This is a genomic window from Nonomuraea sp. 3-1Str (assembly GCF_031570565.1).
In the GTDB taxonomy this organism is placed as follows: Bacteria; Actinomycetota; Actinomycetes; order Streptosporangiales; family Streptosporangiaceae; genus Nonomuraea.
In genome coordinates, this window is the sequence record NZ_JALHBK010000017.1 from 26157 (window position 1) to 44979 (window position 18823).

The following is an 18823-nucleotide window of genomic DNA, read 5'->3' on the forward strand; positions in this document are numbered from 1 at the left end:
GATCTACCATGCCCGCTCCACGGGCCTCTGTCACCCATTTTCCGGTCACGGAAGCGTAACGAAGATCTGGTCGGTCCGGCTCGGCGTGCAGACGGAGGAGGTCGTTCCAGGCCGCGGCGGTGGAGCGCGAGGCCGGCCGCCGCGGTGGCCTGTCACGTCATGCTGACGGTCAGTTGGCGCAGTCCTGCTTGTGGAGCGCCAGCGCCATCTCGTACACCTTGCCCTTCTGGAGGAGGAACGAGTAGTAGGCCCCCGTGACGCCGGGGACGTCCACGTACGGGTAGCCGCTCGCGGCCGTCTTCACCTTGGGATAGGCCTTCTTGATCTGCTTGTAGGTGGAGCCCAGGCCGATGCCCGCCGGCGTCTTGACGCCCTTCGGGGCGAAGATCATCGCGACGCCGTGCTTCTTGGAGATGTAGAGCCCGACGCCGTCGCTGCCGGTCGGATGCGCCTTGAGCTGCCATCCGGTGCAGGAGGGGGAGTCCAGCCCCTTCTTGTGGGAGATCTTCCCGGTGGCCTGGGCGGCCTTGGCGCTCATCCCCAGCTTCACGCCCCCGTAGCCCGCGGGGCCGAACGTGGTGCCGGAGGTGGCGGCGTGGGCGGCGGGCGCGACGGCGCCCAGCGTCAGGCCGGCCGTCACCAGCGTCGCCAGCGCGGTACGGGTCATCGTGTTTCGGATCATGCACGGTTGGACGGCCGAAGGGGAGCAGAAGTTGTCACTTCTCCCTAGATCGTCGCCGCCTCCGGTAAGCAGAGGGTGAGCGCTCCGGGGACGGCCTCGGCCTTGAGCCGGGTGGTGGCCTCGCGCTCCCCGCCGTCCAGCTCGTACGTCAGCGGCGCGCCGAACCGGGCGGACACCTTCCTGGCGCGCGTGATCCGGACGAACGGGGAGTCGTCGGAGCGGCCCGCGGCCATCTTGCCGAGCACCCGGGCCCACTGGATCGGCCCCTTGGCGGTGGAGACGCCCACCTCCAGCCAGCCGTCGTCCGGCCGGGCGTCGTCGAACGCGTCGATGCCGCCGGCGATCCTGCTCACGTTGCCCAGCAGCAGGCAGCTCGCGTCGCCCTCGAACCAGGTCGTCCCGTCCACCTTGATCTTCATCGGCACCAGCGGCCCGCCGACGTGCCGGACGGCCGCCTTGACGTAGCTGAGCTTGCCGAGCCGTCTCTTGGCCTGCCCGTCGGCGTCGGCGATCATGTCGGCCTCGAACCCGGCGCCCGCCATGACCGCGAAGTGCTCCCCGTTCAGCAGCCCCAGGTCCAGCTTCTCCCGCCGGCCGTGGAAGCCGATCCGCACCGACTCCTCCAGGTCGACGGGGATGCCGAGGTTGGTGGCGAACAGGTTCGCGGTCCCCGCGGGGAGGATCGCCATGGGCACGCCGGTGCCGGCCATCGCGTCGGAGCAGCGCTGCACCATGCCGTCGCCGCCCCAGACGAACACCAGGTCGGCGCCCTGCTTGAGCGCCTGGCGGACCTTCTTCGGCGCCTTCCTGCTCTTGGGCACCTCGTACCAGAGGAGATCGCCCACGTTCTGTTCGGTGATGAGCACGCGGAGCCGGTCCAGGCCCGCGCCCAGGGTCTTCTTGCGGTGCGCGACGACCGCCACGGTGAGGGACATGCCACCCCGACTACCCTCGCCGCCGTCGTTCAGGCGAGGAATCATCTCCGGCCGACGGGGTAGCCGTCCGCGAACGCATCTCGCAGAAAGAGCCGCAACCATGACGCTTCACCAGCGCAAGGCCCGCGCCGACGGCGACAGCCGCCTGGGGCAGCGCCTGACGCTCGCCAGCCTCGCGGTGGCGCTGGTCATGGTCCCGTTCGGCCTGCTGCTCGTCGTGGCCAAGATGCCCCTCAACGGGCTCGACGCGGGAGTCGCCGCGGACCTGCACGAGTACGCGCTGGCTCATCCGGGCGTGACCAGGCTGCTCATCGTGTGGACGGATCTGTTCGGGCCCTGGCCGTGGCGGATCGCGGTCATCGCGTACGCCGCCTGGCTGATGTACAAGGGGGCGCCGCGGCTGGCCGTCTGGGCGGTCACCACCGTGACCGTGGGCGGGCTGCTCGGCCTCGCGCTCAAGATCGTCGTCGCCCGGGCCAGGCCGCACCTTCCCGACCCCGTCGCGCTCGCGCCGGGCGACTCCTTCCCGTCGGGGCACGCGGTCAACGTGACGCTCGGCGCCGGAGTGGTCGTCCTTCTCCTGCTGCCGCACCTGCCCCGCTGGGGACGGTGGGTGGCCTGGAGCGTCGCCTGGTTCCTCGTGCTGTCGGTCGGCTACACGAGGATCGCGCTCGGCGTGCACTGGGTGAGCGACGTGGTGGCGGGGATCGTGCTGGGCGTCGCGGTGGTCGCGGCCACCGCGGCGGGATTCGAGACGTGGCGGCGGGAGGAGGGCCGCAGGCCCGTCTCGCCGCTGACCGAGGGAGTGGAACCCGAACAGGTGAAGGTGACCCATGACCACAAGAACTGAGCACGTGAAGCACTACGCGCTGACGCTCTTACTCCCACTGCTCCTGCTGGCGGGCGTGACCTACGGCGTGGGCGAGCTGATCCTCGCCGTGCCGACCGGCGAGGCGGGTGTGAGCCGGGCCCTGGCCGCCGACCGCACCTCGCTGGGGAACACGCTCACCGACTTCGGCAGCAGCCTGTCGGACACCCCGTACATCGTGGCGCTCACCGCGATCGCCGTGATCCTCTTCCGGCTCGCGTACGGGCGCTGGCGCGAGTCGGTCTTCCTCGTCGCGGCGGTCTGGAGCCAGTCGCTCGTCTTCCTGGCCGTGACCGAGATCGTCGGGCGGCACCGGCCGCCGGTGGAGCACCTCGACCCGGCCCCGCCCACCTCCAGCTTCCCGTCGGGGCACGTCAGCGCCGCCGTCGCGTTCTACTGCGGGGTCGCGCTCGTCCTGGCCACGCACGTCCGCAACCGGGCGCTCCAGGTGGTGATCTGGGTGGTCGGCATCGCCGCCCCGCTCGCCGTCGCCTTCTCCCGGCTGTACCGCGGCATGCACTTCCTCACCGACATCACCTGGGGGCTGCTGCTCGGCGCCGTCTGCGTCGTGGTGGCCGCCCGCGCGATCCTGTACCGGCGCTCGCCGGCGCGGACGCGGGACTCCGCGCCGCAGGCCGTGCGGGGCGCTCAGTCGTCCATGACGCCGTAGGTCGAGGCCCGGAACACGAAGGAGGCCCAAGAGCGGTAGGGCCGCCACGCCTCGGCCAGCTTCCGGTACGCGGCGGGCGGCGCGTCCTCCGGCAGGCCGTACGCCTCGCGCAGGATGGCGAACAGGCGCGGCTCGTCCCCCGGGAACGCGTCCGGCGCGCCCGCCCCGCGGATCAGGATCAGGCCCGCCGAGAACGGGCCCACGCCGGGCAGGGCGCGCAGCTCGGCCAGGGCCTCCTCAGGGGCGAGCGAGCGCAGGTGCTCGGCGGTGAGGACGCCGTCGAGCGCCGCGCGGGCCAGCCCGCGCAGCCATTCCTCCTTCTGCGCGGGCAGGCCGAGGCCGCCGGCGTCCACCAGCGTCATGGGCGGCGGGAACGCCGTGTACGTCCGCTCGTCCACGGTGACCCGCGCGCCGTACCGCTCGGCGATGCGCTGCTTGATCCGGGCGGCGATCAGCATCGACGAGCGCTGCACGATCACCGCCCAGCACGCCGCCTCCCACGGGCTCCAGAAGCACACCGGCCGCAGTCCGGGGCGGCGCCGCTGCAGGTCGCCGAGCACCGGGTCGGCCTCGCCGAGCTTGGCGAAGCCGGCGCCGTCCACGTCGAGGGACAGGATGCGGGCGACCTCGCCCCGGACGCCCGGCCCCGCGGCCCGCGTCGTGGCCACGGCGACCCCGCCCGGCGCGGCCGTGACGCTCACGCCGATCGGCAGCCAGTCGGCCTCCGCGCAGTAGGCGAAGCGCAGCGCCCGCCCGTCGGAGGGCAGCGCGCTGGTGGCCGGCCAGTCCTCGACGAAACGCAACGAGGCTCCGAAGTCGAACGGTCCCTCGGCGGTGAGCGCGAATCCGTGCGTGGTCATGCGCGCATGTTACGAGGCGTCAGGGCCAGGCTCGTCAAGAGACGCAGAGGCCGGCCAGGCGGCGGACGTCGGCGCGGATCGACCGCCGCAGCAACCACCTCAGCGCCGGCTCCAGCAACCGCTCGGAGGTCACGCGCGGGGTGACGCGCACGTGGAAGGTGAAGCGGCACCGGTTCTCGCCGAGCGGCTCGACCAGCCTGCCGCCCTCGGCGTCGATCCCCGAGGTGGTGCGCCAGGCGAACGAGCGCCCCGGCTCCACCCGGATGACCTCGCCGCCGTTGCGGTAGGTCCGGCCCGCGAACCGCATCACCTCGGCGGTGGTCGTGCCCACCCGGACGATGCCTTCGGGGCACGGCGCCATCGTCTCGACGCCCTCGCGCCAGCGTGGGTCCTGGCCGTAGTCGGCGACGACCGCCCACACACGCGCGGCCGGGCAGGCGATCTCCCCGTCCTCCTGAAGCTCGATCACCCGGCGATGATAGGGGGTCGGCGGAGATGCCGGTGCGATGGCCGAGAAGGCGGTCTCACCCGCGCGGGAGGGTCACGCGCCAGGCGTGCGGGGCGACGGTCCAGGTGCGGGCGGTGTACGGGCCGATCAGCTCGCCGTCGGCGTTGACGTGCACCGGAGGGCCGGAGAGGCGGACGCGTGAGCCGCGGACCGTCACGACGTCCGCCCGGCTGGTGTGCCTGCCCAGCTTCAGGAGAAGGCCGTAGCACAGGCGGCGGAGCGGGCCCGTGGCGAAGGAGACCATCACGTCGGCGACCCGGTCGGCGGGGCCGGCGTCGGGGGTGATGGGCGTGCCGCCGCCGATGGTGCGGCCGTTGCCGATGCCGACCATGAGCACCCGGCGGCGCCCGTCCGCGACCACCCTGCCGTCCACCTCCACCCGCAGGGGCACGCCACGGGTCCGCACGCCGGCGATCACGCTGCCGGCCGCGTACGCGAAGCGCCGCAGGTACGGCTTGAGCGGCTGCGCCGTGCGCGCGGCCTCGACCCCGACCCCGGCGTGCACGGCGTTGACCACGACGCCCCCGTCGTCGTCGCGCAGCAGGTCGAGCGCGTGCGGCTCCCCGGTGGCCGCCACCCGGGCCGCCCGCACCGGGTCGAGCGGCACGCCGAGGGCGCGGGCCAGGTCGTTGCCGGTGCCCATGGGCACCAGCCCGACCGTCCGGGAGTCCAGCTCGCCCCGCTCGGCCAGCGCCGCCACCAGGCAGTGCAGCGAGCCGTCCCCGCCGAGCACCACGGGGTCGCGTCCGGGATGCTCTCCCAGGAGGCCGGGCAGCTCGGACGGGTCCTTGATCCGGGCCTCCACGGTGTCGGCGTGCCGGGTCAGCTCGGACAGGACCTCGGACAGCACGTCCTCGTCCGTGCCTCCGGCCGAGGAGTTGACGATGGCCAGCAGTCGGCGCACGAGTGCTCCCTTCTCACCTGCCGCCGTCTACCCCGTTCCGCGCCCGCGAGTCCCCTCATGGGCGAAGCGGCCGTCAGGTGCGCGGAACGGAGGCCGGCGGTCGTCAGGCCGGGCCGATGTTCCAGGTGCGCAGCGTGCGGTCCTCGGTGACGCCCGTCACGACCGGGAGGCCGGTGGCCTGGGCCAGGGTGGCTGTGAGGATCGGGCCGCCGGGGCCCGGCCCGAGGGAGCCGATGACGTCGCCGTCGGTGAGGTTCCAGACGCGGACGAGGACGTCGCCGCCGGACGGGTTGTGCACGGCGACCGCGATGGGGACGTCGCCGCTGCGGCCCATGGCCAGCGCGGTCACGCCGCGGTCGTCGGGGCTGCGCTCGCTGAACGTCCACCTCTCGCGGCGCTTGCCGGTGGCCAGGTCGTACACGCGGAGGGTGGCGTCCTGGTGCGTGGAGACCAGGACGGTCCTGCCGTCGATCTCGCCGCAGGCCAGCCGCTCGACGCCGCCGATCTCGCCGGTGACGAACGTGCCCGTCACCTTGCCGTCGGAGAGCCGCCGCACCCGGATCCGGTTGTTGCCGTCGCCGGTGACCAGCACGGGCTTCCCGCCGAGCGTGCCGAAGGCCAGGCAGTCGACGCCCTGGAAGTGGTCGGTGATCGTGGGCCCGATCTGCTTGCCGGTGGTGAGGTCCCACAGCCGTACGACGCTGTGGAGGTCCTTGGAGCCGTCGTACTTCTGCGACACCGCGACAGGGCGGCCGGCGACGGTCACCCCGATGACGGGGTCGGTGGCGCGATGGTCGGCCAGGCTCTCGCCCGTCAGGCTCCACAGGCGCATCCTGCCGTCGCCGTGGCCGGAGGCGACGACGGGAGTGCCGTCCCGCTCGCCGCACGCCACCGCGGTCACCGAGGCGCCGCCGTCGCCGAGGCGGGTGGCCGCCGCCTGGGCGGTGTCCCAGGCCAGCACGGTGCCCTTGCCGGTGCCGCAGGCCACCAGGGCGCCGGTGGCGGCGAGCGCGGTGGCCGTGCCCCACTCCCCGGGGAGGGCGACGGGACGGGTGAGGGGCGCACCGAACGGCTGCGGCGTGGGCGTCGCGCCGGCGGAGGCGGAGGCAGTGGGCGCGGGCGTCCCGGTCGGGGACGGCCGGGCGGCCTGGCCGCGGCGCCCGAGCACGGCGAACGCGGAGACGGCCGCGGCAGCGGTGACGGCGGCCCCGCCGATCAGGGCCCGCCGGCTGAACGTCCTGGGCCGGCTCGGCTCGGTCGCCGCCTCCCGGATGTCCGGGGCCTCCCGGATGTCCGGGGCCTCCCGGATGCCCGGGGGCGGAGGGACGGTGACGGGGCGGGCCGCTCCGTCACCGGTACGGCTGATCAGCCGTTGCAGCAGCTCGGGAGCCGTCGGCCGGGCCGCCGGGTCCTTGGACAGGCACTCCTGGATCGGTCCCGTCAGGCGGGGCGGAACGCCGGTCAGGTCGGGTTCCCTGCTCAGGACGCCGTTCAGGATGGCCGGCACCGTCTCGCCCGGGAAGGGCGGGTGCCCGGTCGCGGCGAACACCATCGTGCCCGCCCAGCTGAACAGGTCCGACGGCGCCCCGACCCGCTCGCCCCTGAACTGCTCGGGCGACATGTACGCGGGGGTGCCGATGGGGCCGGAGGCGAGCGTGGTGGCGTCCAGCGCCTTGGCGATGCCGAAGTCGATGACGATCGGCCCCTCGGGGCCCATCAGCACGTTGCCCGGCTTGAAGTCGCGGTGCACGATCCCGGCGTCGTGGATCGCGGCCAGCGCGGTGAGCGTCGAGATCGCCAGCCGGTCGAGCGCCCCTCCGCCGCGCGGTCCCTCGGCGCGGACGACCTCTTGGAGGGTGTCGCCGGGGACGTACTCGCTCACGATGTACGGCCGGTCGCCCAGCGTCCCCATGTCGAGCACGGCGGCGGTGCAGAACGCCGCCACCCGGCGGGCCGCCTCCACCTCCCGCAGGAAGCCCTTGACGGCGTCGTCGTCCTGGCTCAGATGGCTGTGGACGACCTTGACCGCGACGTCGCCGCCGCCGTCGCGCACACCGCGGTAGACGACGCCCTGGCCGCCGGAGCCGAGCACGCCGACGAGCCGGTACGCGCCGATCCGCTCGGGGTCGCCTGGCCGGAGCGGGCGTGAACCCGGCATCCCGCTCCCTTCCCGGACGCGCTGTGATCTGTGGGGCGATGCACACCCTAGGGCCGCACGACCCTCCCCCGGAAGCCGCACGACCCTCCCCCGGAAGCCGGAAGCCGGAAGCCGGAAGCCGGAAGCGGGGGTCAGCGGCGGGAGAGGCCGGAGAGCTGCCAGGAGAGGGCGCGCCGGACCCCGGGGAGCCGTCCGGCCAGCCCCATCACCGCGTTGCGGAGCGGGCGCACGGCCCGCCCGGCCGTGGCGAGGCGGGTGAGCCTGCTCGCCAGCCCCACCACCTCCTCGGCGACCGGCCGGCGGGCGTCGGCGTAGGCGTCGAGGAGGTCCGGCGAGCCGCCGTCGAGCACCCGGGCCAGGGTCTCGCCGAGCGTGACGGCGTCCTCGATCCCGAGGTTCATGCCCTGGCCGCCCGCGGGCGAGTGGACGTGCGCGGCGTCGCCCGCGAGCAGCAGCCGTCCCGACCGGTACGTCGCGGCGATGCGGTGGTGGACGCGGAAGCGCGACCCCCACACCACCTCCTCCACGACGGCGCGCTCGGCCCGCGGCCCGCGCTCGTCCAGCAGCGCCTGGACGAACGCCAGGTCCGGCTCGCGCGGCGCCTCCTCCACCGTGGCCACGATCCGGTACATGTCCCCGGGCAGCGGGGCGACGACGACCAGGCCGGCGGGCGAGAAGTACAGGATGACCTCCTCCGCCGGCACCCCGCCGCGCAGGCGCACGTCGGCGAGCGCGAACGACTCGGCGTACGTGCCGCCCTCGAACGCGATCCCGGCGTGCTCGCGGACCGTGCTGCGCATGCCGTCCGCGCCGACGAGGTAGGCGGCGCGGACGTGACGGCCGTCGTCGAGCGTGGCGGTGACGCCGGACGGGTCCTCGGCGACGGCGGTGACGGTGCGCGGGCGCAGCACCTCGACGCCCAGCTCCTTCAGCCGCGCCCGCAGGTGCGCCTCGGTGTCGGCCTGGGAGAGCATCAGCGTGTACGGGTACGGGGTCGGCAGGTCGCCGAAGGGGACGCGGACGAGCAGGCGGTCCCGGTCGCGCACGGTGAAGGTGGGCACGCGCGTGCCGTGGGCCACGAGCCGGGACGTCACGCCGTACGGCTCCAGGAGTTCGAGGGTGCGGGAGTGGACGACGGCGGCGCGGGAGGTGTTGGCGCCCTCGGCCTGCGCGTCGACCACGGTGACGGCGCGGCCGCGCTGGGCGGTCACGACGGCGGCGGTCAGCCCGACCGGTCCGGCCCCGACGACGAGGACCTCGGTGGTGATGTCCATGGCTCCTCCATGCGGTCTGCGGTCAACGGCTGTTGGCCAACGCTTGTAGGCATCACGGTAGGCTCGGCCGCCCGTCATGTCAACGGCTGTTGGCCTACACTCGTTGGCATGAGGAGATCTTCGGAGGAGACGAAAGCGGTCATCCTGGGGGCGGCGCGGGAGCGGTTCGCCGCCGACGGGTACGAGCGGGCCACCATCCGGGCCATCGCCGGGGACGCGCGCATCGACCCCGCCATGGTCATGCGGTACTTCGGCAGCAAGGAGCGCCTGTTCGCCGCCGCCTGCGCGTTCGACCTGGCGCTGCCCGCTCCCGGCGCGATGCCCCGGGAGCGGGTCGGCGAGCTCCTCGTCGCCCACTTCCTCGAACGCTGGGAGAGCGACGAGGCGCTGCAGATCCTGCTGCGCACCGGGGTGACGAACCCCTCGGCCGCCGAGCGGATGCGCGAGATCTTCGCCGCGCAGCTCGTCCCGCTCGCGGCCGAGCTGTCCGGCGACCCGGAGAGCGCCCCCCGCCGCGCCGGGCTGGTGACCACGCAGGTGCTGGGGCTGGCGCTGTGCCGCTTCGTGCTGGAGATCCCGCCGGTCGTGGCGATGGGCCGCGAGGAGGTCGTGCGCTGGGTCGGCCCGTCCGTCCAGCGCTACCTGCTCGACCCCGCGTGAGCCGGACGCGCTGACCTCCCGCCCGGGTCGCCTCCTGCCGAATGGGGAGATGTGGGAGGATCCGGGCGTGCGAAGCGTGCGGGCGGTCAAGGGTGCGCTGCTCGTCGCGGGGACGTCCTCCGACGCGGGCAAGAGCGTGGTGACCGCCGGAATCTGCAGGTGGCTGGCCCGTCAGGGAGTCCGCGTGGCGCCGTTCAAGGCGCAGAACATGTCGCTGAACTCCTACGTCACGGTCGACGGCGCGGAGATCGGGCGGGCCCAGGCGGTGCAGGCGCAGGCGGCCGGCGTCGAGCCGGACGCCGACATGAACCCCGTGCTGCTCAAGCCGGGCAGCGACCGCCGCAGCCAGGTCGTGCTGCTCGGCCGGCCCGTCGCCGACGTCGACGCGATGGAGTACGGCCGGGTGCGCGACATGCTGCGCGCCACCGCGCTGCGCTCCCTGGACCGCCTCAGGAGCCGGTACGACGTCGTGATCTGCGAGGGCGCCGGCAGCCCCGCCGAGATCAACCTGCGGCGCGGCGACCTGGCCAACATGGGGCTGGCCCGGGCCGCCGGCCTGCCCGTGATCGTGGTGGGCGACATCGACAGGGGAGGGGTGTTCGCCTCCTTCTACGGCACGGTCGGGCTCCTGGAGGCGGCCGACCAGGCGCTGGTGGCCGGGTTCGTGGTGAACAAGTTCCGCGGCGCGCCGGAGCTGCTGCGGCCCGGGCTCGACCAGATCCGGGCGCTGACGGGCCGCGAGGTGTACGGCGTGCTGCCGTGGGCCGACGGCATGTGGCTGGACGTCGAGGACTCCCTGGCCCTGGACTCGCGCCCGGTGGCGGGCCGGGAGCCGTACGGGCGGCAGACGCTGCGCGTGGCCGTGGTCCGCCTGCCGCGGATGTCGAACTTCACCGACGTGGACGCGCTGGCGGCCGAGCCCGGGGTGGTGATGCGGTTCGTCACGGCCGCGGCCGACCTCGACGACGCCGACCTGGTGATCCTGCCCGGCTCGCGGGCCACGGTCGACGACCTGGACTGGCTGCGCCGCACCGGACTGGCCGCCGCGCTGCTGGCGCGCAAGGGGCCGATCCTCGGCGTCTGCGGCGGCTTCCAGATGCTCGGCCGGGAGATCGTGGACGAGGTCGAGTCGGGCGCCGGCCGGGTGGACGGGCTCGGGATGCTGCCGGTGCGGTTCGCGTTCGTCCCGGACAAGGTGCTCGGCCGGCCCTCCGGGCACGCCTACGGCCGGCCGGTCACCGCGTACGAGATCCACCACGGCGTCCCGGTGGTGGAGGGCGGCGAGCCGTTCCTGGACGGCTGCCGCGTCGCGAACGTCTGGGGCACCACCTGGCACGGCGCGCTGGAGAACGACGGCTTCCGGCGCGCCTTCCTCGCGGACGTGGCCCGGGAGGCGGGGCGCGACTTCACGCCCGCGCCGGGCACGGACTTCGCCCGGCTGCGCGAGGAGCGCCTGGACGCGCTGGGCGACCTCGTGGAGCGGCACCTCGACACGGCGGCGCTGCTGCGCCTCATCGAGCACGGCCCGCCGGAGCTGCCGTTCCTCCCGCCGGGAGCTCCCGACCCCGTCCCGTAGGCGCGGCGGTTGCCGGTACCCGGAAGGAATCCGCGACCGCTCTTGCCGGACTCGCCCCTGACGCCGCCCCGTCCCGATCGCCCACCATGGCGGCATGACAGCAGTGGTGCAGGCCGAAGGGCTCAGCAAGTACTACGGCGGGCGCCGTGGCCTGGAGGACCTGACGCTCGACATACAGCCGGGCGAGATCTTCGGGTACCTCGGCCCGAACGGCGCGGGCAAGACGACCACGATCCGGCTCCTGCTGGACGTGATCCGGCCCACGCGTGGCCGGGTGCGCGTCCTCGGCGAGCCTCCCGGCGAGGCGGCGGTCCGGGCGCGGATCGGCTACCTGCCCGGCGACCTGGCGCTGGAGGGACGCGAGCGGGCCCGCGACTACCTGGCGTTCCTGGCCGGAGTGCGGGGCGGGGTGCCGCCCGCCCGGGTCGCCGAGCTGGCCGAACGGCTCGACGCCGACCTGTCCGTGCCGATGCGCAAGCTGTCCAAGGGCAACCGGCAGAAGATCGGGCTGATCCAGGCGTTCATGCACGAACCCGAGTTCCTCATCCTGGACGAGCCGACCACGGGACTCGACCCGCTGGTGCAGCAGGAGTTCCTGGCCATGCTGCGGGAGGTGCGCGCCTCCGGGCGCACGGTGCTCATGTCCTCGCACGTGCTGGCCGAGGTGGAGCACGTCTCCGACCGGGTCGGCATCGTCCGCGCCGGCCGCCTGGTCGCCGTCGAGAACGTGTCGACGCTGCGCGAGAAGGCCGTGCGCCGGGTCGAGCTGCACTTCGACGCGCCGGTGCCGCGAGAGGCGTTCGAGGGGCTGCCGGGCGTGCGCGACCTGCGGGTGGAGGGCGCCGGCGTCCGCTGCACCATCGACGGCCGGCCCGACCCGCTGATCAAGGCCGCCGCCCGCTTCACCGTCGTGCACCTCGTCAGCGCCGAGCCGGACCTGGAGGAGATCTTCCTCACCTACTACAGCGAGGAAGGCGCACACCATGATCATCAAGAGTCTGCGTGACCACCTCCGGACCCTGGTGGGCTGGACGATCGGCCTCAGCGCGTTCATGTCGATGTACCTCGGCATCTACGGCAGCATCAAGGACGACCCCCAGACCTACAGCGCCCAGGCCATGGCCAAGTACCCCGGCGCGCTGAGGGACCTGATGGGCGGCCTGAACGACATCGCCAGCGGCACCGGCTACCTCCAGTCGGTCGCCTACCAGCTCTTCGTCCCGGCGTTGCTCTCGGCCTGCGCGATGATCCTGGCCAACCGGTCGCTGGCCGGGCCCGAGGAGGCGGGCACGCTGGAGCTCGTCGTCACCCTGCCGGTCAGCCGCCGGCGGCTCGTGCTGGAGCGGTTCGCCGCGCTGGCGCTCGGCCTGCTCGCCGTGGCCGTCGTGACGTTCGCGGTCGCGTGGGCCATGACCCGGGCCGTCGGCATGGACGTCTCCTTCGGCCGGCTGCTGGCCGCGCACACCGGCGTGTACCTGCTCGCCCTGTGCTTCGGCACGGTGACGCTGGCCGTCGGCGCCGCCACCGGGCGCAAGGCCGTCGCCTCGGCCGTGCTCGGCGCGTGGGCCGTGCTCGGGTACATGGTCGTCACCGTCGGCCGGAACGTGGACGCCGTCTCGTGGCTCAAGTGGGTCTCGCCGTTCCACTACTACGGCGAGGGCAGGCCCCTCTATCAGGGGCTCCCGGCCGGGGACTACCTTGTGCTGGCGGGGGCGACGGCCGTGCTCGCCCTCATCGCGGTCCTCGCCTTCGACAGGCGTGACGTAGGAGTGTGATGGTGGCCTCCCGGGTGCCCGCCGACCTGCTCGGCGGGCACTTACAGGTGCTCGCGCGGGCCGCCGGCACCGGCCGGCTGCCGGACCGGGCCGATCTGGACGCCTACCACGAGGCCGGCGCCCGCGCCGCCCGGCTGGGGGTCCCGCTGCGCGCCGTGGTGGACGCGGCCCTGTCGGCGGCTGAGCAGCCGCCCGCCGGTGAGGGGGCGGGCAACCCCGCGCGGGGCGGCCCGGCCGTGCTGGCCGCCCTGCGCAGGGCGGTCGCCGCGCTCATGGAGGGGTACGAGCGGGCCCAGCTCGCCGCGATCCGTGAGGAGGAGACGGCGCGCCGGGAGTTCGTGGACGACCTGCTCCTCGGCCGGGCCGAGCGGCTCGCCGAGCGCGCCGAGCACTTCGGGCTGCGGCTCGCCGAGTCGTACGTCGTGGCCGTCGCGCGCGGGCTGAAGGACGGCGAGCAGGACCGCATCGAGCGCGACCTGGTCGCCCGCTTCGGCTCCCACAACGTGCTCGTGGCCGTCCGCGACGGGCTGCTCGTCTGCGTCGCGCCCGCCACGCTGCCGGCCGCGGTCGGGGAGTTCACCCACCATGTGCGCTCCCGCTTCCCCGCGGGCTGGCGGGTGGGGGTCGGCCGCCCGCAGCGCGGTCCCGGCGGCGTGGTGGCCTCGTACCGCGAGGCCGCGTCCGCGCTCGACCTCGCCGACCGGCTCGGGCTGGTCCGGGACGTGGTCAAGGCCGCCGACCTGTTGGTCTTTCCCGTACTGCTGCGTGACAGGAGCGCGATGGAGGACCTCGTGACGAGCGTGCTGAGCCCGCTGCTGAGCGCCCGTGGCGGGCACGGGCCGCTGCTGGAGACGCTGGAGGCGGTCTTCGCCGCCCAGGGCAACCAGACGGCCGCCGCCCGCCGCCTCGGCATCAGCACCCGGGCCGTCACCTACCGCCTGGAACGCGTCCGGCGGCTGACGGGCTTCTCCCCGGACGACCCCACGCAGCGCTTCACCCTGGAGACGGCCGTCCTGGGCGCCCGCCTCCTGGAGTGGCCGTGGTCCTGAGGAGTGTCCTCGTCACCTGTCGATCGCCAGCCGCAGGCCGAAGCCCACGATGACCACGCCCGTGACCCGGTCCAGGACCCGCCTGACCCGGGGCGTGCGCAGCACTCCGGCCATCAGCGTCGCCAACCCGACGAGCACGGTGCTCCACACCAGCCCCTCGGTCACGTGCACGCCCGCCAGCAGCAGCCCCATGGCGGCGTGCGGCGCGCCGTCCGGGATGAACTGCGGCAGCATCGCCACGTAGAAGGCGCCCACCTTGGGGTTCAGCAGGTTCGTCACCAGCCCGCGACGGAACCCGGTCCGGAACCGCGTCTCCTGGCGCCCCTCCGCCTCCTCCGGCGCGGCCGTGCCCCGGGTGAGCAGCATCCGCGCGCCCATCCACACCAGGTACGCGGCCCCCGCCCAGCGCAGCACGTCGTAGGCGAGCTGGGAGGCCGCGAGCAGCGCGGACAGACCGGCGGCGGTGAGCACGCCCCAGAGCAGCGTGCCGAGCTGGATGCCCAGCACGACGCCCCACGCCGTCCGCCGCCCGGCGACGACGGAGGTCCGCAGGATGAGCGCCGTGTCCAGCCCCGGCGTCAGCGTCAGGAACGCGACGACCACGGCGAACGACGCGACAGAGGCACCGATCTCCATAGCGCCGCACCCTATCCAAACCATGTCGAACCGGGCGGATCACCGTCCCCGCGGCGAGTGACGCGATCCCGGCGATCTATTCTCGTGAGCCGTGAAAGAAGCGGGAGAGCGCCACGCGAGCTGGCTTGAACTGTTCTTCGACCTGGTCGTGGTGGTGGCGGTCGCCCAGCTCGCCCACCGCCTCGCGCACCCGACGTGGGCCAACGTGGCCCTGTTCGCGGTGCTCTACTACGCGGTGTGGAGCGTGTGGACGTCGCTGACCCTCTACTCCAACGTCCGCGCCGAGCAGACCCACACGCGCAGCATGCTGATCGGCATGTTCGGCATCGCCGTCATGGCCGCCGCCGCGCCCGACGTCGCCCACGAGATCGCCGGTGTCGGCACGCACGACGGCTGGTTCATCGCCGCCTACATCACCTGCCGCATCAGCGCCTCCCAGTCCCTGCAGGCGTCGGGCACCATCATGACGGCCTGGCCGGCGACCCAGCTCGGCGCGGGGCTGGCGCCGTGGTTCGCCTCCATCTGGGTGGATCCGCCGCTCCGGTACGCCCTGTGGGGGCTCGGCGTCCTGCTCGACGTGGTCTTCTCGGTGGCGCAGAGCCGCCGGCCCGAGCGGTTCGTCGCGGAGATGCGGCGCCAGGCCGAGCGCGTGGAGCAGCGGCAGCGGCACAGGGGCGGCGCGGTGCGGGCGCGCCCGCCCCGCACCGTCACCGCCGCCGTCCTCGACCCCGCCCACCTGGGGGAGCGCCTCGGTCTCTTCGTGATCATCGTGCTGGGGGAGGCGGTCATGCAGGTCGTCCTCGCCGCGTCGGGCCAGGACTGGCAGCCGCCGCTCGGGCTCGCCGCCGTGGCCGGGTTCGGGCTGATCGTCTCGCTGTGGTGGCTCACGCTCCAGTACGGCCTGAGCGCCGTCCCGGGCGTCGGCGAACGGGGGCTCAAGTCGTACGTCGCGCTGCCCGCGCACTTCGCCATGACGGCCGGCATCACCGCGACGGCGGCCGGGCTGGGCGTGGTCGCCGCCGCCCCGGAGGAGCACCTGCACGGCGGCACCGGGTGGGTCATGGGCGGCGGGCTGGCCGTCTACTTCGCGGCCTCCGCCGTCCTGGGCTTCGCGGCGCGGGCCGGGCGCGTGTGGCTCTGGTGCTGGGCGCTGCCCGCCGTCGTGGCGCCGCTCGTGGTGGCGGCGGCGTCGGGTCTCCTGCCGGGGTGGGGCGTGGTGGCCCTGCTGCTGCTCGTGGCCCTGTGGCGGGTCGCCTACCGCCCCCGCGGCGGCCGTGCCGCGGGGGCGGTGTCGCCCGCCTGACGGTCAGGGGATCAGCAGCAGCTTGCCCGTGGTGCGGCGCGAGGTCAGGTCCTCGTGGGCCCGCGCCGCCTCCGCCAGCGGGTAGCGCGCGGAGACGTTGATCCGCAGCCGTCCCTCCCTGATCCAGCCGAACAGGTCCGAGGCCCGCTGGAGCAGCTCCTCCCGCTCGGCGATGTAGTCGGCCAGGGTCGGGCGGGTGAGGAAGAGGGAGCCGTTCTTGTTGAGCGTCTGCGGGTCCACGGGCGGCACCGGGCCGCTGGCCGCGCCGTACAGGGCCATGAGGCCGCGCGGGCGCAGCGCCTTCAGTCCGCCGTCGAACGTCGCGGCGCCCACCCCGTCGTAGACCACGTCCATCCGCCCGCTCAGCGCCTCGGCGAAGTCGTCGTAGCGCAGCACCTCGTCGGCCCCCGCCTCGCGGGCCAGCTTCTCCTTCTCGGCGGTGGACACCGTGGCGTGGACCTTGGCGCCCCTGAGCTTGGCGAGCTGGATGAGGAGCTGCCCCATGCCGCCGGCGCCGGCGTGCACGAGCACGTGGTCGCCCTCGCGCACGGCGTGCGTCGAGTGGGTCAGGTAGTGGGCCGTCATGCCCTGGAGCATCGTGGCGGCGGCCAGCTCGGCGTCCACGCCGTCCGGCACCGGCACCAGCCGGTCGGCCGGCACCACGGCCTTCTCGGCGTAGCTCCCGAGCACGCTCGCCCACGCCACGGTGTCGCCCACGGCCACGTCCCGCACGCCGGGGCCGACGGCGGACACGGCACCCGCACCCTCGGAGCCGATCGCGGCCGGCAGCGCCAGCGGGTACGCCCCGGAGCGGTGGTAGGTGTCGATGTAGTTCACGCCGGCGGCCGCGACGTCGACCACCACCTCGCCCGGGCCCGGCTCGGGGTCGGGACGTTCGACGTGCTCGAGGACCTCTGGGCCGCCGTGGGCGGCGATCACTATGGCTCGCATGCTCCTAGTCAACCCCCGCCCGGGTCTCCCGATTCCACCGCCCCTCCTCCGCTCGATGCCGCGACACTTCCTTACTCAGAGTTGACTAATGTGACTAAAACGGAATACTGGGACACCTGATCGGCCGCTGCTCACTGATTCAGAGGATGCCCATGCCGGATGGCCACACCCTGCCCGCGACGCGCTCGTGCCGGGCATGGAGCCGGCCCGGCCGCTTACGGCGGCGGGCGGCGCGTGGACGCGGCCCGAGCCGGCCGTCCCGGGACGGCGACGCGTCTCGCTGACGCCTCCCACCGGCGGCCCCTCCCGCCCGGCTCGTCCTCCCCCCCGACCTCAGGATTCTCATGCCGCAAGACTCCCTCATCGTCGCGACAGTGATCGGCGTCGCCGTCCTCGCCGTCGCGGGCGTCCTGCTCGTCCACCTCCGCGCACGTCGGGAACTGGCCCTGACCCGCGGGCAACTGGCCCAGGCCCGGCAGGCGCAGGAGCACCTGTCACGCGAGACCAGCGCCCGGGACCAGCGGCTGAGGGAGGCCGAGCGCCGGCTCCAGGAGGCCGCGGAGCGCAAGGCGTTCGAGGCGGCCGAGGCCGTCCGCGACGCCCGCGGCCAGTACGACCTGGTGTGCGCCGAGACGGAGTACCTGCTCGACAAGCGGATCCCCGCGCTGGCCTCGCACCTGCGGTCCCCGCACGTGATCGTGCCCGGCATGCAGAACCCGGCCCTGGCCGGCACTGAGATCGACCGGCTGCACCGCGGCATCCTCGACGCGCTCGCCCGCGCCATCCGCGACGAGGGCGAGCGCGTCGACGAGGCGGCCCAGGCGGTCGTCAGGGGCGCGATGTCCCGCGTGCAGACCCAGGCGCTGCGCGCCCAGGACCTGCTCGCGGACGTGCAGCGGCGCTACAGCGGCGACGAGCACACGGCGCTGATGCGCGAGGTGCTGGGGCTCGACATGTTCAACGAGCTCATCATCCGGCGCGTCCAGGCCACCGGCATCGCCTGCGGGGCCACGCCCGGTCTGTCGCGTGACGACACCTACCTCGTGGACCTGATGGTGGGCGCCATCTCCCGCGTCGAGAACTTCGAGCAGCGCGTCGAGGGGCCGGCCAACCACCTGCGCCGCCGGGTCGGCGTGGCCGCCCGCGCCGCCGAGCCGATCCTGTTCATCACCTCCGAGCTGCTGGCCAACGCGGTCCACCACTCCCACGGCACCCTCAAGGTGTCCATCGCCGTGCACGAGACCAACACCGGCGCCGCCATCGTCATCGACGACGCCGGGGTGGGGCTGAACGAGGAGCAGTACGCCCGCGCCACCCGCCTGCTCAGCGGCGCCCAGCCCGTGCGGCTGATCGACCTCGGCAACCCGCCGCACACCGGCTGGGCGGCGATCGGCCGCCAGGTGGCGCACTACGGCATGCAGGTCACGGTCAAGAAGAGCGCCTTCGGCGGGGTCCAGGCCGTGGTCGGCATCCCGAACGAGCTGCTGGTGGAGATGCCGGAGCACATCCGGCCCTCGGTGCTGGCGCCCGAGCCGGTCAGGGCCGTCCCGGCCGCGACGCTCCGCCGGGAGCCCGCCATGACGGCGTCCCGGGCCGGCGGCCCCACCGCTGTGCCGGCCGCTGCGCCGGTCACCGCGCAGGCCACTCCGCAGGTCCCGTCGCCGGCCCCTTCGCCGGCGACGGTGCCGATCAGCGAGCCGGCCACGGGCCCGATCGGCGCCCCGTTGTCCGCGTCCGCGTCCGGCCCCGTGCCCACGCAGGCGACCGGCGAGCCGGGACGGAGCGAGTCCGGGGAGCCCTTCCCCGGGCTGCCCCAGCGCCGCCGCCAGACGCCCCGGACCACCCCCGGCCGCGCCGGCGGCCCGGGCGGACGCTCGGGCGGCTCCGCGGACAAGGCGCTCACCACTCCGGAGGAGGCCCAGAGGAGGTGGGGAGACTTCCAGACCGGGGCCGAAGCGGGCCGCCGCGAAGCGCTCCCGTCCCAGCCGCACGACTTCACCGAAGGGAACTGACC

The 18823-nt window shown here is 74.2% G+C and carries 18 protein-coding genes; 9 read left to right on the forward strand and 9 right to left on the reverse strand.

What is annotated here, in order from left to right; genetic code table 11:
- Positions 1-169 precede the first annotated feature (169 nt).
- Both MTP10_RS25365 and MTP10_RS25370 read right to left on the reverse strand, forming a co-directional pair.
- Positions 170-667: a hypothetical protein gene (locus MTP10_RS25365; protein WP_310712156.1), complete on the reverse strand. Its 498-nt coding sequence runs from the start codon at positions 665-667 to the stop codon at positions 170-172.
- Between the two features lie 59 nt (positions 668-726).
- Positions 727-1617 (reverse strand): diacylglycerol kinase family protein, encoded by an 891-nt coding sequence (locus MTP10_RS25370; RefSeq protein ID WP_310712157.1) that lies wholly within the window; start codon positions 1615-1617, stop codon positions 727-729.
- A gap of 100 nt (positions 1618-1717) precedes the next feature.
- On the opposite strand from MTP10_RS25370, the gene MTP10_RS25375 reads away from it, so the two are divergent.
- Positions 1718-2467, forward strand: coding sequence for a phosphatase PAP2 family protein (locus MTP10_RS25375; RefSeq protein ID WP_310712158.1), 750 nt, complete (start codon positions 1718-1720; stop codon positions 2465-2467).
- Positions 2451-3155 carry a phosphatase PAP2 family protein gene (locus tag MTP10_RS25380; RefSeq protein ID WP_310712159.1) on the forward strand — a complete coding sequence of 235 codons (705 nt, stop codon included), beginning with the start codon at positions 2451-2453 and terminating at the stop codon, positions 3153-3155. The genes MTP10_RS25375 and MTP10_RS25380 overlap by 17 nt, the downstream gene beginning before the upstream one ends.
- On the opposite strand, the gene MTP10_RS25385 is transcribed toward MTP10_RS25380, so the two are convergent.
- From MTP10_RS25385 to MTP10_RS25405, 5 genes are all read right to left on the reverse strand, one after another.
- The gene (locus MTP10_RS25385; RefSeq protein WP_310712160.1) at positions 3134-4015 is read right to left on the reverse strand and encodes a hypothetical protein; all 882 of its coding nucleotides are present in this window, start codon (positions 4013-4015) and stop codon (positions 3134-3136) included. The genes MTP10_RS25380 and MTP10_RS25385 overlap by 22 nt on opposite strands.
- 34 nt (positions 4016-4049) lie before the next feature.
- The gene (locus MTP10_RS25390; protein ID WP_310712161.1) at positions 4050-4484 is read right to left on the reverse strand and encodes an SRPBCC family protein; all 435 of its coding nucleotides are present in this window, start codon (positions 4482-4484) and stop codon (positions 4050-4052) included.
- Between the two features lie 55 nt (positions 4485-4539).
- Positions 4540-5427, reverse strand: a complete 888-nt coding sequence (locus MTP10_RS25395; protein ID WP_310712162.1) for a diacylglycerol kinase family protein — start codon at positions 5425-5427, stop codon at positions 4540-4542.
- Positions 5428-5530: 103 nt separating this feature from the next.
- Positions 5531-7585, reverse strand: a complete 2055-nt coding sequence (locus tag MTP10_RS25400) for a protein kinase domain-containing protein (protein ID WP_310712163.1) — start codon at positions 7583-7585, stop codon at positions 5531-5533.
- A 131-nt stretch (positions 7586-7716) separates the two neighbouring features.
- On the reverse strand, positions 7717-8859 hold the full coding sequence (locus tag MTP10_RS25405) for an FAD-dependent oxidoreductase (RefSeq protein WP_310712164.1): 1143 nt from the start codon (positions 8857-8859) through the stop codon (positions 7717-7719).
- 108 nt (positions 8860-8967) lie between these two features.
- Between MTP10_RS25405 and MTP10_RS25410 the strand changes: the two genes are divergently transcribed.
- The 5 genes from MTP10_RS25410 to MTP10_RS25430 all read left to right on the forward strand — a co-directional run bounded on the left by MTP10_RS25410 (position 8968) and on the right by MTP10_RS25430 (position 13919).
- Positions 8968-9519, forward strand: a complete 552-nt coding sequence (locus MTP10_RS25410) for a TetR family transcriptional regulator (RefSeq protein ID WP_310712165.1) — start codon at positions 8968-8970, stop codon at positions 9517-9519.
- Between the two features lie 67 nt (positions 9520-9586).
- The gene (locus MTP10_RS25415; RefSeq protein WP_310712166.1) at positions 9587-11095 is read left to right on the forward strand and encodes a cobyric acid synthase; all 1509 of its coding nucleotides are present in this window, start codon (positions 9587-9589) and stop codon (positions 11093-11095) included.
- 94 nt (positions 11096-11189) lie between these two features.
- Complete coding sequence (locus tag MTP10_RS25420) at positions 11190-12101, forward strand: ABC transporter ATP-binding protein (protein ID WP_310712167.1); 912 nt, start codon at positions 11190-11192, stop codon at positions 12099-12101.
- Positions 12079-12870, forward strand: a complete 792-nt coding sequence (locus MTP10_RS25425) for an ABC transporter permease subunit (RefSeq protein ID WP_310712168.1) — start codon at positions 12079-12081, stop codon at positions 12868-12870. Before MTP10_RS25420 ends, MTP10_RS25425 begins: the two co-directional genes overlap by 23 nt.
- Positions 12870-13919, forward strand: coding sequence for a helix-turn-helix domain-containing protein (locus MTP10_RS25430; RefSeq protein WP_310712169.1), 1050 nt, complete (start codon positions 12870-12872; stop codon positions 13917-13919). The genes MTP10_RS25425 and MTP10_RS25430 overlap by 1 nt, the downstream gene beginning before the upstream one ends.
- Before the next feature lie 12 nt (positions 13920-13931).
- Here the strand turns inward: MTP10_RS25430 and MTP10_RS25435 are convergent, their stop codons facing one another.
- Positions 13932-14555: a LysE family translocator gene (locus MTP10_RS25435; protein WP_310712170.1), complete on the reverse strand. Its 624-nt coding sequence runs from the start codon at positions 14553-14555 to the stop codon at positions 13932-13934.
- Between the two features lie 91 nt (positions 14556-14646).
- On the opposite strand from MTP10_RS25435, the gene MTP10_RS25440 reads away from it, so the two are divergent.
- Positions 14647-15858 (forward strand): low temperature requirement protein A, encoded by a 1212-nt coding sequence (locus MTP10_RS25440; RefSeq protein ID WP_310712171.1) that lies wholly within the window; start codon positions 14647-14649, stop codon positions 15856-15858.
- Between the two features lie 3 nt (positions 15859-15861).
- On the opposite strand, the gene MTP10_RS25445 is transcribed toward MTP10_RS25440, so the two are convergent.
- A complete protein-coding gene (locus MTP10_RS25445; RefSeq protein WP_310712172.1) occupies positions 15862-16809 on the reverse strand; it encodes a quinone oxidoreductase in 948 nt (315 codons plus the stop codon).
- A gap of 344 nt (positions 16810-17153) precedes the next feature.
- Between MTP10_RS25445 and MTP10_RS25450 the strand changes: the two genes are divergently transcribed.
- Positions 17154-18821 carry a hypothetical protein gene (locus tag MTP10_RS25450; protein ID WP_310712173.1) on the forward strand — a complete coding sequence of 556 codons (1668 nt, stop codon included), beginning with the start codon at positions 17154-17156 and terminating at the stop codon, positions 18819-18821.
- Positions 18822-18823: the final 2 nt, after the last annotated feature.